Raw genomic sequence first — 13,287 nt, 5'->3', positions numbered from 1 at the left:
TCTGTGGTTCCTTGCTGGTGATGATCTTCGGGCGCATGCCGGCCGCCAGTGCCGACGCGGTGGTCGCCTTCACGGGGCTGGACCCTCGCCCGAACGACTCGGGCAAGAAGACGGGGCAAAGGCGCCTGTCGAAGAAGGGCTGGCCCGAGAGTCGGCGCCTGCTGTACGCCGCGGCGATGTCGGCCGCGCGCACGAAGACATGGAAGGACTTTTACCAAGCGCAGCGCAGCAAGGGGCTGAGCACGACTGCGGCTCTGGTGGTGCTGGCCCGAAAGCTCATGCGCGTGGCCTTCTCGCTGTTCAAGCGACAGGTGATGTTCGCCCCCCGCTTGGCCGCTGCCAACACTTGACGAGAACCATAGAACCTCAGCCCGAACGGTCTGGGGTCGACTGGCTCGCATTGCCGCATTGCCGCGTGACCCGATGACTCCACGACTCCGTGGCTCCATGACTCCATGACTCAAAGACTCAATGCCTCAATGCCTCAATGCCTCAATGCCTCAATGCCTCAAGGGCTCAAGGGCTCAAGGGCTCAAGGGCTTCACGGCCCCGCGACCTGAAAAGGGGAGGACTCGCGCGCAGCGTCGAGGCGGAGGATGGCGGTGTGCGTGCGGAGGTGCCATTCGCGGCGCCGTGCAGTGCGGCAGGCGCGTCGGTGGAGAGCGAGCACCCGTGTGGTGAGGCAAGCCGGTCGGCGCGAGCGTGCACCGGGAGCGCGCATGCCGACGTCCTCTGCCGGGTTACCGTTCCGACGATTGGTGCGATTGGTGCGATTGGTGCGACTGGTGCGACTGGTGCGACCGATGCACCGATGCACCGATGCGACCGGAAAGACCGGAATGACCGGAATGACCGGAATGACCGGAACGACCCGCCCGACCAGCCCCCCTCAGTTCGCCTGCGCCAACTGCTCCAGGATCGCCGGGTTCTCCAGCGTCGAGGTGTCCTGCGTGATCGCCTCACCCTTGGCGATGCTGCGCAACAGCCGGCGCATGATCTTGCCGCTGCGCGTCTTCGGCAGGTTGTCGCCGAAGCGGATGTCCTTGGGCTTGGCGATCGGCCCGATCTCCTTGGCCACCCAGTTGCGCAACTCGTTCGCCAGTGCCTTCGCCTCCTCGCCCGTCGGGCGCGGCCGCTTGAGCACCACGAAGGCACAGATCGCCTCGCCCGTGGTGTCGTCCGGACGGCCCACCACCGCGGCCTCGGCCACCAGGTCGGTCTTGGCCACCAGGGCCGACTCGATCTCCATCGTGCCCATGCGGTGGCCCGACACGTTCAGCACATCGTCGATGCGGCCCGTGATCGTGAAGTAGCCCGTCGTCGCATCGCGGATCGCACCATCGCCCGCCAGGTAGTAGCGGCCCTGGAATTCTTCCGGAAAGTAGCCCTTGCGGAAGCGCTCCGGATTGCCCCAGATCGTGCGGATCATCGACGGCCAGGGCCGCTTGACCACCAGGATGCCGCCCTGCCCCCAGGGCAGATCGTTGCCCGTCTCGTCCACCACCGCCGCCGCGATGCCCGGGAAGGGCAGGGTGCACGAGCCCGGCACCAGGTCCGTCGCGCCCGGCAGCGGCGTGATCATGTGCCCGCCCGTCTCCGTCTGCCAGAAGGTGTCGACGATGGGGCAGCGCCCGCCGCCGACATGCTGGTGGTACCAGGTCCAGGCGGCCGGGTTGATCGGCTCGCCCACCGAACCCAGGATGCGCAGGCTCGACAGATCGTAGCGGGCCGGGTGCACCGCCTCGTTGGCCTCGGCCGCCTTGATGAGCGAGCGGATGGCCGTCGGCGCCGTGTAGAAGATCGTCGCGCGGTGCGCCTCGATCATCTTCCAGAAGCGGCCCGCATCGGGGTACGTCGGCACGCCCTCGAACACGATCTGCGTCGCGCCCAGCATCAGCGGCCCGTAGGCGATGTAGGTGTGGCCCGTCACCCAGCCGATGTCGGCGGTGCACCAGAAGATGTCGTCGGCCTTCATGTCGAAGGTCCAGTGGCAGGTCAGGGCCGCATGCAGCAGGTAGCCGCCGGTGGCGTGCTGCACGCCCTTGGGCGTGCCGGTGGAGCCCGAGGTGTAGAGCAGGAAGAGCGGATGCTCCGCCTCCACCCATTCGGGCTCGCAATGCTCGCTCTGGCCGTCGACCAGCTCGTCCAGCCACAGGTCGCGCGGCGCCTGGAAGGGCACGGCCGCACCGGTGCGCCGGGCCACCACCACATGCCGCACGCTGGCGCAGCCGCCCTGGGCCAGCGCCTCGTCCACGATGGCCTTGAGCGGCAGCTGCTTGCCGCCGCGCACCTGCTGGTCGGCCGTGATGACCACGCAGGCGCCGGTGTCGGCGATGCGGTCGCGCAGGGCATGGGCCGAAAAGCCGCCGAACACCACCGAGTGGATGGCGCCGATGCGCGCGCAGGCCTGCATGGCCGCCACGCCGTCGATGGACATGGCCATATAGATGACGACGCGGTCGCCCTTCTTGACCCCCAGGGCGCGCAGCCCGTTGGCGATGCGGTTGACCCGCACCAGCAGCTGGCGGTAGCTGACGTGCGTGACGGCACCGTCGTCGGCCTCGAAGATCAGTGCCGTCTTGGCGCCCAGGCCGCGCTCGATGTTGCGCTCCAGGCAGTTCCAGCTGGCGTTGAGGGTGCCGTCGTTGAACCATTCGAAGAAGGGCGCCCGGCTGTCATCCAGCACGCGGGTGAAGGGCGTCTTCCAGCCCACATACTCGCGGGCCAGGCGGCCCCAGTAACCCTCGGGGTCGGCCTCGGCCTCGGCCACCAGGCGGTCGTAGGCGGCGCGGCCGGAGACATGGGCCTTCGCGGCCAGGACGAGGGGCGGGGGATAGAGGGCGGCGGTGTCGCTCATGGTCGTCTCCATGGAGGAAAAGGGGGTCATTCGATGGCGCTGGCGGAGTGCACCCGCTCGCGCAGCACGAACTTCTGGGTCTTGCCGGTGGAGGTCTTGGGCAGCTCGCCGAAGACGATCCGCTTGGGCATCTTGAAGCGCGCCAGCAGCGGCCGGCAGAAGTCCAGCAGCGTGGCCTCGTCCACCGTGGCGCCTGGCTTGAGCTCGACGAAGGCGCAGGGCACCTCGCCCCACTTGGCATCGGGCATGGCCACCACGGCGGCGGTGAGCACGGCGGGGTGGTGGTGCAGCGCGTCCTCCACCTCGATGGACGAGATGTTCTCGCCGCCCGAGATGATCACGTCCTTGCTGCGGTCGGTGATCTTCACGTAGCCGTCGGGATGCAGCACGCCCAGGTCGCCGGTGTGGAACCAGCCGCCGGCAAAGGCTTCCTCGGTGGCGCGCGGGTTCTTGAGGTAGCCCTTCATCACCGCATTGCCGCGGAAGAAGATCTCGCCCACCGTCTCGCCGTCGGCCGGCACGGGCTGCAGCGTGGCGGGGTCGAGCACCGTCACCGCCTCCTGCAGCGGATAGGGCACGCCCTGGCGGCCGTTGAGCCGCGCACGCTCGACCGGCGGCAGCTGCGCCCACTCGGGCTTCTGCGCGCACACGGCGGACGGGCCGTAGACCTCGGTCAGGCCGTAGACATGGGTGATGGCGATGCCCGCGGCCTCGCAGCCCTCAATCACGGCGGCCGGTGGCGCTGCCCCGGCCACCAGGCCCTGTACCGGATGGTCGATGCCCGCGCGCAGCGCGGCGGGCGCGGCAATGAGCAGGCTGTAGACGATGGGCGCGCCGCACAGGTGCGTGATGCGGTGCTCGCGGATCAGCCCGTAGATCACCGCGGGATCGACGCGCCGCAGGCACACGCTGGTGCAGGCCATCAGCGCCGTGGTCCATGGAAAGCACCAGCCGTTGCAGTGAAACATCGGCAGGGTCCACAGGTAGACCGCGCCCTGAGGCAGGTTCCAGGCCAGGGCGTTGCTGGCGGCGTTGAGGTAGGCGCCGCGGTGGTGGGTGACCACGCCCTTGGGATTGCCGGTGGTGCCGCTCGTGTAGTTGAGGGCGATGGCGTTCCATTCGTCGGAAGGCGGCTGCCAGTCGAAGGCGGGGTCGCCGAAGGCGAGCAGGGCCTCGTAGCCGATCTCGCCCAGCCGGGCGCCGGGCGGTGCCGTCTCGTCCTCCACCTCGATCACCAGCGGCCGGTGCGCGCCCAGGGCGCTCAGCGCCTGCGCCACCACGCCGGCGTACTCGCGGTCCACGAGCAGCACCTTGGCCTCGCCATGCTGGAGCATGAAGGCGATGGCCTGCGCGTCGAGCCGGGTGTTGAGCGTGTTGAGCACGGCGCCCGTCATGGGCACGCCGAAGTGGGCCTCGTACATGGCCGGCACGTTGGGCAGCATGCAGGCCACCGTGTCGCCAGGGCCCACGCCGCGCTGGGCCAGGGCGCTGGCCAGGCGCCGGCAGCGCTCGTAGGTGGTGGCCCAGCTCTGCCGCAGCTCGCCATAGATGAGCGCGGTGCGCTGCGGAAACACATGCGCCGCCCGCGCCAGGAAGGACAGCGGCGTCAGCGCCACGAAATTGGCCGCATTGCGGTCCAGGCCCAGGTCGTAGGGATTGATGTGCGTCAAGCTTGTCTCCTGCGCAGTCGTGCCATCGTTCGACGGCGGTCATTTGTTGGCTTGGGGTCAGCCACATGCAGCAGACTCCGCCGCCGCAAGGATGAACCCCGAAGATTGCAGGAGACGCCGCCGAATATGACGAATGTTTGCAGCCCTGCTGCAGCCGAAGACGGCGGCGGCCCGGCGCCCCTGCAGCGCTACGTCACGCTGCAGACCGGCCTGGACATGCTGGACGACGGCATCTCCATCTTCGATGCCGAGCTGCGCCTGGTGGCCTGGAACAAGGCCTACCTGCGGCTGCTGGACTTTCCGCCCGCGTTGGTGTGGCTGGGTGCCCCGTTCCGCGACTTCATGGAATTCAACGCCCGCCGCGGCGACTACGGCCCGGGCGACCCCGAACAGCTGGTGGAGGCGCGCATGGCGCTGGCGCGGCGCTTCGAGCCGCACGACGTCGAGCGGGTCCGACCCGATGGCCGCGTGCTGCGCATCCGCGGCCAGCCCGTGCCGGGCCTTGGCTTCGTCACCCTGTATTCCGACGTCACCGAGCGCCACCGCGCGGAGGCCACCATCCGTCGCCAGAACGCCGAGCTGGAAAGCCGCGTCACCGCGCGAACCACAGAACTGCAACGCAGCGAGCAGCGCGTGCGGCTGGTGATGGACTCCATCCCGGCGCTGGTGGCGTACTTCGACGCCGGGCGCGTCTACCGCTACCTCAACCGCGGCTACGCGGACTGGTTCGGGGTCGACACCGCTCGGCCCGAGGGCGTGAGTGCGCGGCGCTTCCTGGGCGAGGCGGTCTATGCGCATGTGCGCCCGCATGTCATGCGCGCACTGGCGGGCGAACCACAGAGCTTTGCCTACGACCTGTGCACGCAGGACGGCCAGATCCGCACGGTGCGCACCTCGCTCGCGCCCGAGCGCGCCGCTGACGGCCGCGTGGCGGGCTGCTTCGAGCTCACCTTCGACATCACCGAGCAGCGCCGCGCCCAGGAGCTGGTGGCGCGGGCGCAGAAGCTGGAATCGCTCGGCCACCTCACCGGCGGCCTGGCGCACGACTTCAACAACATCCTCACGGTGGTGATCGGCAACCTCGATGCGCTGCTGCGCCGCGGCGCCGCCGACGAGACCACGCGCGAGTTCGCCCAGCCCGCGCTGGACGCTGCGCGCCGTGGCGCCGAGCTGGTGCGGGCGCTGCTGAGCTTCGCGCGCCGGCAGCCGCTGCAGGCGGCCTCGGTGCATGTGGGCGCGCTCATCGAGACGGTGGCGCGCCTCGTGCGCCGCGCGCTGCCCGACACGCTGGCGCTGGAGGTGGACGCCGGCCCTTCGGCGCTGTGGACTTGGATCGACGCTACGCTGCTCGAGCAGGCGCTGGTCAACCTGATCCTGAACGCGCGCGACGCCACCGGGCCGCTGGGCCGCATCGTGCTGCGGGCGCGCGCTGCCCGGCTCGACGCCGCCCGGGCGGCGCCGCTGCAGATGTCGGCCGGCGACTGCGTGTGCATCGAGGTGCAGGACGATGGCTGCGGCATGGACGCCGACACGCTCGCCCGCGTGTTCGAGCCCTTCTTCACCACCAAGCCGCCGGGCAGCGGCACGGGCCTCGGCATGGCCGTCGTCTACGGCTTCATCCGCCAGTCGGGCGGTGCCATCGACCTGCGCAGCGCGCCGGGGCAGGGCACCACCGTCACGCTGTGGCTGCCCGCGGCGGAGGCACCCCCGACCGCAGCCGACGAACTGCCCCCGGGCCAGGCCGCAGCGCCGGCCTCGCAGGGCCTGGCGCTGCTGGCCGACGACGACGCGCAGGTGCGCCGCGTGATCCGACGCAGCCTGCTGGAGCTGGGCTACTCGGTGTTGGAGGCCGAGAGCGGCGCCGAGGCGCTGCAGCTGCTGGCCCACATGCCCGGCCTGGCGCTGGTGCTGTCGGACGTGCAGATGCACGGCCCGGTCGACGGCGTCGCCGTGGCCACCGCCGCCTGCGCCTTGCCGGCGTCGGACGGCGCGCCGGCACCGTCCGTGGTGCTGATGAGTGGCCACGCGCCCGAGGCCATCGCCCGTCCGGCGGGCGTGCCCGTGATCACCAAGCCATTCACCGCCGAGCAACTCGCGCGGGCCATCGAGGAAGGGAGACGACGACCATGAATACGCCACGCCACGGCATACCCCCAGCACCGGGTGCGCGCAGCCCCGGTGCCCACGACGAGGGCGGCGCGTCCGACCTGATCTATGTGATCGAGGACGAGCCCGAGGTCGCGCGCATCGTGCGCGCCACGCTGCAGGACTTCGGCTTCGCCTGCGAAGTCTTCGCCAGCGGGGCGGCGGCACTGCGCCGGCTGCAGGTGGAAAAGCCCGACCTGTGCATCATCGACCTCGGCCTGCCCGACATGGACGGGCTGGACCTGATGCGACGCATCTCGGCGGCCAGCAGCGCCGGCGTGTTGATCCTCACCGGCCGCGGCCACCCCGCCGACCGCGTGATGGGCCTGGAGCTGGGTGGCGACGACTACGTGACCAAGCCCTTCGAGGCGCGCGAGCTGGTGGCGCGGGTGCGCAGCATCCTGCGCCGCCGCGGCCAGGCGGGCGCTGCTGCGGCCACCCAGCGTCGCCGGGCGCGCTTCAACGGCTGGTGCATCGACTGGGCCTCACACGTGCTCACTGCGCCGGACGGCACCGAGCACCTGCTGGGCACGGCCGAGGCGCAGGTGCTGCGCAGCTTCATGGAACGGCCGCACCAGATCCTGACGCGCGAGCAGCTGCTGGGCACCCGCGACCTGCTGCCCACCGACCGCAGCATCGACGTGCGCATCTCGCGCCTGCGCAAGAAGATCGAGGCCGACACCGAGGCGCCGCAGGTCATCAAGACGGTCTACGGCGCGGGCTACCTGTTCGCGGCCAACGTGGAGTGGGACTGAGCCTCGTCGTCAGTTCCACGCAAGCCTCGTTTCGCGACTTGGCTTTCAATGTGACGAATGATTGCGCCGGGTCCGCGCGCCGGGACCGGCATCGAAGAATGCAGCACAGGCTCATTCCAGATGCCAGGAGACAACCCCATGAAAGACCCGGTCGCGGAGCGCATCCGCTCCCATCCCAAATACCTTGAGCTGCGGCGGCGCCGCAACCGCCTGGGCGGCTGGCTCACCGCGATCATGCTGCTCGTCTACTACGGCTATGTCGCGCTGATCGCCTTCGACAAGCCCTTCCTCGCGCGGCCCATCGGCCAGGGCGTGACCACGCTGGGCATTCCCATCGGCCTGGGCGTGATCGTCTTCACCATCGTCATCACGCTGGCCTACATCCGCCGCGCCAATGGCGAGTTCGACCGGCTCACGGCCGAGATCCTGAAGGAGGCCGGCCAATGACGCGTCTCTCCTTCCGTTCCACGGCGGCCCGCCTGGCGCCGGCCGCGCTACTCATGCTGGCCGGCCTGGCCCACGCCGCAGGCGGCGACGTCGGCCAGGTGGCCAAGCAGCCCACCAACTGGATCGCCATCGGCATGTTCATGGTGTTCGTGGCGGGCACGCTCTACATCACCAAGTGGGCCGCCAAGCGCACGCGCTCGGCGGCCGACTTCTACACCGCGGGCGGTGGCATCACCGGCTTCCAGAACGGCCTGGCCATCGCGGGCGACTACATGTCGGCGGCCTCCTTTCTGGGCATCTCCGCCGCCGTCATGGCCACCGGCTACGACGGACTGATCTACTCCATCGGCTTCCTCGTGGGCTGGCCGGTGCTCACCTTCCTGATGGCCGAGCGGCTGCGCAACCTGGGCAAGTTCACCTTCGCCGACGTGGCCGGCTACCGCTTCCGGCCCGGCCCCATCCGCGCCTTCGCGGCCAGCGGCACGCTGGTGGTGGTGGCCTTCTACCTGATCGCCCAGATGGTGGGCGCGGGCCAGCTCATCAAGCTGCTGTTCGGCCTGGACTACTGGGTGGCGGTGGTGATCGTGGGCGCGCTGATGATGGTCTACGTGCTCTTCGGCGGCATGACGGCCACCACCTGGGTGCAGATCATCAAGGCCGTGATGCTGCTGGCCGGCGTGACCTTCATGGCGGTGATGGTGCTGGCGGCTTTCCACTTCAGCCCCGAGGCGCTGTTCGCCAAGTCGGTCGAGGTGCGCACGCAGATCGCGGCCAATGCCGGCAAGTCGCCTGAAGAGGCACGCAGCATCGGGCTGGCCATCATGGGGCCGGGCGGCTTCGTCAAGGACCCGATCTCGGCCATCAGCTTCGGCATGGCGCTGATGTTCGGCACGGCCGGGCTGCCGCACATCCTGATGCGCTTCTTCACCGTGCCCGACGCCAAGGAGGCCCGCAAGTCGGTGGGCTGGGCCACGGTGTGGATCGGCTACTTCTACCTGCTGATCTTCATCATCGGCTTCGGCGCCATCACGCTGGTGCTGACCAACCCGGAGTTCGCCAACGTGGCCACGGGGGTGATCCACGGCGGTGCCGGGGCGACCAACATGGCGGCCGTGCTGGTGGCCAAGGCGGTGGGCGGCAACGTGTTCTTCGGCTTCATCTCGGCGGTGGCCTTCGCGACCATCCTGGCGGTGGTGGCGGGGCTGACGCTGTCGGGCGCCTCGGCGGTGTCGCACGATCTCTATGCCACGCTGATCAAGCAGGGCCGTGCCGAGCCGCGCGACGAGTTGCGCGTCTCGCGCATCACCACCGTGGCGCTGGGCGTGATCGCGGTGCTGCTGGGCATCGCCTTCGAGAAGCAGAACATCGCCTTCATGGTGTCGCTGGCCTTCGCCATCGCAGCCTCGGCCAACTTCCCGGTGCTGTTCATGAGCGTGCTGTGGAAGGACTGCACCACGCGCGGCGCGGTGATCGGCGGCACGCTGGGCCTGGCGGCCTCGGTGGGGCTGACCATCGTCTCGCCCTCGGTGTGGGAGGCGACGCTGGGCTATCCCAAGGGCTCGGCGCTGTTCCCCTACACCTCGCCGGCGCTGTTCTCCATGGCCATCGGCTTCGCGGGCATCTGGCTGTTCAGCCTGCTCGACCGAAGCCGCCAGGCCGCGGCCGAACGCGCGGCCTTCCCTGCGCAGCAGGTGCGGTCGGAGACCGGGCTCGGCGCATCGGGCGCGTCCGGACACTGAGCGCAGCATCCCGCGGGGGTGGGGCCTCCATCGTTCCGCGCCTTGCCCGGGGCGGCGGCCCCTGCCAGGGGTGCGCCGGCAAGGACAGCTGGCGGCAAGGCGCAGCGAGCATGATCGGGCCATGCCGTCTTCCGTCCGACTCCTGTCGCAGCTCTCCCGCCGTCGCCTGCTGCAAGGCGCGGCGGGCGCGGCGCTTGCCGCCCCCTTCCTCCGATTGCATGCCCAAGGCGGCGACAGCCGGCCGCTCTTCACGCTGGGCGTGGCCTCCGGCTGCCCCACGGCCGAGGGCGTGGTGCTGTGGACCCGGCTCGCCCCCGAGCCGCTGGCGGGCGGCGGCATGGACGAGGCGCCGGTGCCGGTGGACTGGGAGCTGGCCGAGGACGACCGCTTCGTCCGCATCGTCGCCCGCGGACGGGCCATCGCGGTGGCCGACCTGGCGCACTCGGTGCACGTCGAGGTCGCGGGCCTGGCCCCCGGCCGCGACTACTGGTACCGCTTCACGGCGCAGGGCATGCGCAGCCCCGTCGGCCGTACCCGCACCGCGCGGGCGCTGCAGGACGCGCAGCCGCTGCGGCTGGCCTTCGGCTCCTGTCAGCAGTACGAGCAGGGCTTCTACAGCGCCTACCGCGACATGGCCACGCATGACCTGGATGCGGTGGTGCATCTGGGCGACTACATCTACGAGTCCTCCTGGGGCCGCCACCACGTGCGCCGCCACGAAGCCGGCCTGCCGCAGGACCTGGCCGGCTACCGCAACCGCTACGCCCTGTACAAGGGCGACGCCGACCTGCAGGCGGCGCATGCGGCCTTCCCCTGGTTCGTCACCTGGGACGACCACGAGGTGCAGAACGACTATGCCAACGACCGCTCGCCGCAGACGCCCGATCCGGCGCAGTTCATGGCCCTGCGCGCGGCCGCCTACCAGGCCTGGTACGAGCACATGCCGGTGCCGGCCTGGATGCGCCCGCAGGGCGTGCAGGCCCGCATCCACGGCCGCTGGCAGATGGGCGGCATGGCCGAACTCTTCGTGCTCGACGGCCGCCAGTACCGCTCGGCCCATCCCTGCGTGCCGGTGACCGGCAACAAGGGCTTCGTCGACTGCGACGAGCGCAGCGCCGCCAGCCGAAGCTACCTGGGCGCCGAGCAGGAGGCCTGGCTCTACCAGGGCCTGGCGCGCGCCCAGGGCCGCTGGACGCTGATCGCGCAGCAGACGCTGATGGCCACCGCCCCGCGCAGCCGTGGCGAGGAGCGCGGCTACTGGGTCGACGGCTGGGACGGCTGCGCCGCCAACCGCGAGCGCCTGTACGGCGCGCTGGCGGCGCGCGCCGAGCGCAACGCGCTGGTGCTCAGCGGTGACGTGCACTGCTTCTGGGCCGCCGACCTGCAGCGCCCCGGCGATGCCGCGCCGCTGGCCACCGAGTTCGTGGGCGGCTCCATCAGCTCGCAGGGCCCGTCGATGGCGACGGTGGCGGCGCTGCAGGCCAACAACCCGCAGCTGCGCTGGGGCCGTGGCGACGTGCGCGGCTATGCGCTGGCCACGCTGGCGCCGGCCGAGGCGCGCGTGGAGTTCCGCGCGGTGGACGACATCCGGCGCGTCGATTCCGGCGTGAGCCGGCTGGCGCGCTTCGTGGTCGAGCACGGCTCGCCGGGCGTGCACACGGTGGCGGGCTGATGCCGCTCGGGGCCACTGCCGCTCCACGGGCGTACGACGCGCCGCGCGTGACGGCATGGGGCGCCGTGCGGCCCCAGACGGTGCTCCGTGGCCGTCCGCAACCGCCGCACGGGAAGACCCCGCCTGCCGACCCGGATTCGCCCCCCTGTCGCCGCCGTGCCCGCCGACGCTGTTAGGGTCGGCGATTCCCGGGTTTTCCCTCATCCTTGGCCGACTGCCGGTTCCACTTGCCGATCGGCAATGCCGGCAGGCGTCCTGCGCCCTGTTCTGTCCCGCGCCTTGCCCATGACTTCCGCCGCTTCCCTCGCCGACGCCCAATCCGAACGCACGCTGCTGCGCGCCGTGCTCGCCCTGGGTCTGGGCGGTTTCTCCATCGGCACGGGCGAGTTCGTGATCATGGGCCTGCTGCCCGAGGTGGCGCGCGACATCGGCACCAGCATTCCGCAGGCCGGCCACGCGATCAGCGCCTATGCGCTGGGCGTGGTGGTGGGCGCGCCGGTGCTGGCGGCGCTGGCCGCGGGCTGGCGCCGTCGCGTGCTGCTGATGGCGCTGATGGCCTTCTATGCCATCGGCAACATCGCCAGCGCCCTCGCACCGGACTACCTGTCGCTGCTGGGCCTGCGCCTGTTGACCGGCCTGCCGCACGGCACCTATTTCGGCGTCGCGGCGCTGGTGGCGGCGGCGCTGGCACCGCCCGGGCAGCGGGCGCGGGCGGTCGGGCTGGTGATGCTGGGGCTGACCGGCGCCACCCTGGTGGGCGTGCCCATCGCCGCCTGGCTGGGCCAGCACTTCGGCTGGCGCGCCGCCTTCGTCTTCGTGGGCCTGATCGCCGCCGCGGCGGTGCTGTTGATCCGCCTGTGGGTGCCCGACATGGCGGCGGCGCACGGTGCCAGCCCCATGCGCGAGCTGGGCGCGCTGCGCCGGCGCCAGGTGTGGTTCACCCTGGGCATCGCGGCCATCGGCTTCGGCGGCATGTTCTGCGTGTTCAGCTACGTCAAGCCCACGCTGACCGAGGTGGCCGGCCTGTCGGTGGGCCGCGTGCCGCTGGTGCTGGCGCTGTTCGGTGTCGGCATGGTGGCGGGCAACTTGGTCGGCGCGCGCCTGGCCGACCGGGCGCTGATGCCGACCATCGGCGGCATCCTGGCCTATGCGGCGGTGGTGCTGGCGGCCTTCTCGGTCACGGCCCACCATCCGGTGGCGGCATCGATCAACATCCTGCTGGTCGGCACGCTGGTGGCCATCGGCCCGGCGCTGCAGATCCGGCTGATGGACGTGGCCGGCGACGCCCAGACCCTCGCCGCGGCGCTGAACCATTCGGCCTTCAACATGGCCAACGCGCTGGGCGCCTGGCTGGGCGGCGTGGCCATCGACGCGGGGCTTGGATGGACCTCCACGGGCTGGGTGGGCGCGCTGCTGGCGCTGGCCGGGCTGGCGCTGTTCGCGGCGGCCGTGGCGGATGGGCGTCGCATGTCGCGGGGTGCGCGGCTGGCTTGAGTTCGTTGTTCTTGTCGGGGGCCTCTGCTGGGCGCTTCGTGTTGGATGGTGAGCCGGGATTGCGTGTGTTCGGTGGTTGGGCCAGGGTGACTTGCTCATTGGCTGGCCCACGACTCTTGTTGCTTGTCCTGCCAAGTGCCAACTTCATCGGATGACCACCGGCAGGGGGTGCTAACCGGCGGAGGGCGCCGGCATGCGTGCTCCCGGTGCACGCTCGCGCCGACCGGCTTGGTGCACACGGCGGGTGCTCGCTTTCCACCGACGTGCTTGCCGCACTGCACGGCGCCGCGAATGGCACCTCCGCACGCACACCGTCATCCTCCACCTCGACGCTGCGCCCGAACGGCTGGGTTCGGCCGCCCTGGTCCTCACTCCGTTCGCCCTGAGGTTCTATGGTTCTCGTCAAGCGACAGTGGCCGCCAGGCGGGCATCGAACATCGCGTGTTGCTTGAACAGCGAGAAGGCCACGCGCATGAGCTTTCGGGCCAGCACCACCAGAGCCGCAGTC

Annotated in this window: 9 protein-coding genes; 7 read left to right on the top strand and 2 right to left on the bottom strand. The window is 70.7% G+C overall.

Translation table 11 applies throughout. The features are described 5' to 3' along the window. A partial coding sequence (locus tag KBC94_RS28805; protein WP_294378933.1) for a transposase occupies positions 1 to 350 on the top strand: 350 nt, incomplete at its 5' end. Between the two features lie 539 nt (positions 351 to 889). Here the strand turns inward: KBC94_RS28805 and acs are convergent. Then, on the bottom strand, positions 890 to 2,857 hold the full coding sequence (gene acs / locus KBC94_RS28800) for an acetate--CoA ligase (RefSeq protein ID WP_294378931.1): 1,968 nt from the start codon (positions 2,855 to 2,857) through the stop codon (positions 890 to 892). A gap of 26 nt (positions 2,858 to 2,883) precedes the next feature. Continuing rightward, positions 2,884 to 4,527, bottom strand: coding sequence for an acyl-CoA synthetase (locus KBC94_RS28795; RefSeq protein ID WP_294378930.1), 1,644 nt, complete (start codon positions 4,525 to 4,527; stop codon positions 2,884 to 2,886). A 126-nt stretch (positions 4,528 to 4,653) separates the two neighbouring features. On the opposite strand from KBC94_RS28795, the gene KBC94_RS28790 reads away from it, so the two are divergent. The 6 genes from KBC94_RS28790 (at position 4,654) to KBC94_RS28765 (ending at position 12,779) form a co-directional block, all read left to right on the top strand. Further along, positions 4,654 to 6,657: a PAS-domain containing protein gene (locus KBC94_RS28790; RefSeq protein ID WP_294378928.1), complete on the top strand. Its 2,004-nt coding sequence runs from the start codon at positions 4,654 to 4,656 to the stop codon at positions 6,655 to 6,657. Further along, positions 6,654 to 7,427 (top strand): response regulator transcription factor, encoded by a 774-nt coding sequence (locus tag KBC94_RS28785; RefSeq protein WP_294378926.1) that lies wholly within the window; start codon positions 6,654 to 6,656, stop codon positions 7,425 to 7,427. Before KBC94_RS28790 ends, KBC94_RS28785 begins: the two co-directional genes overlap by 4 nt. Positions 7,428 to 7,565: 138 nt before the next feature. Then, positions 7,566 to 7,874 (top strand): DUF485 domain-containing protein, encoded by a 309-nt coding sequence (locus KBC94_RS28780; RefSeq protein ID WP_017760087.1) that lies wholly within the window; start codon positions 7,566 to 7,568, stop codon positions 7,872 to 7,874. Next, positions 7,871 to 9,613, top strand: coding sequence for a cation acetate symporter (locus tag KBC94_RS28775; protein ID WP_294378921.1), 1,743 nt, complete (start codon positions 7,871 to 7,873; stop codon positions 9,611 to 9,613). The genes KBC94_RS28780 and KBC94_RS28775 overlap by 4 nt, the downstream gene beginning before the upstream one ends. Positions 9,614 to 9,734: 121 nt before the next feature. Further along, on the top strand, positions 9,735 to 11,285 hold the full coding sequence (locus tag KBC94_RS28770) for an alkaline phosphatase D family protein (RefSeq protein ID WP_294378919.1): 1,551 nt from the start codon (positions 9,735 to 9,737) through the stop codon (positions 11,283 to 11,285). Between the two features lie 285 nt (positions 11,286 to 11,570). Beyond that, positions 11,571 to 12,779 (top strand): MFS transporter, encoded by a 1,209-nt coding sequence (locus tag KBC94_RS28765; protein WP_294378918.1) that lies wholly within the window; start codon positions 11,571 to 11,573, stop codon positions 12,777 to 12,779. The last annotated feature ends 508 nt before the right edge of the window (positions 12,780 to 13,287 follow it).

Origin of the sequence: Pseudacidovorax sp., assembly GCF_017991995.1 — a bacterium.
In the GTDB taxonomy this organism is placed as follows: Bacteria; Pseudomonadota; Gammaproteobacteria; order Burkholderiales; family Burkholderiaceae_C; genus Xenophilus.
Note: the sequence above shows the minus strand (reverse complement) of the source record. Positions and strands in the feature narration are given on the sequence as shown.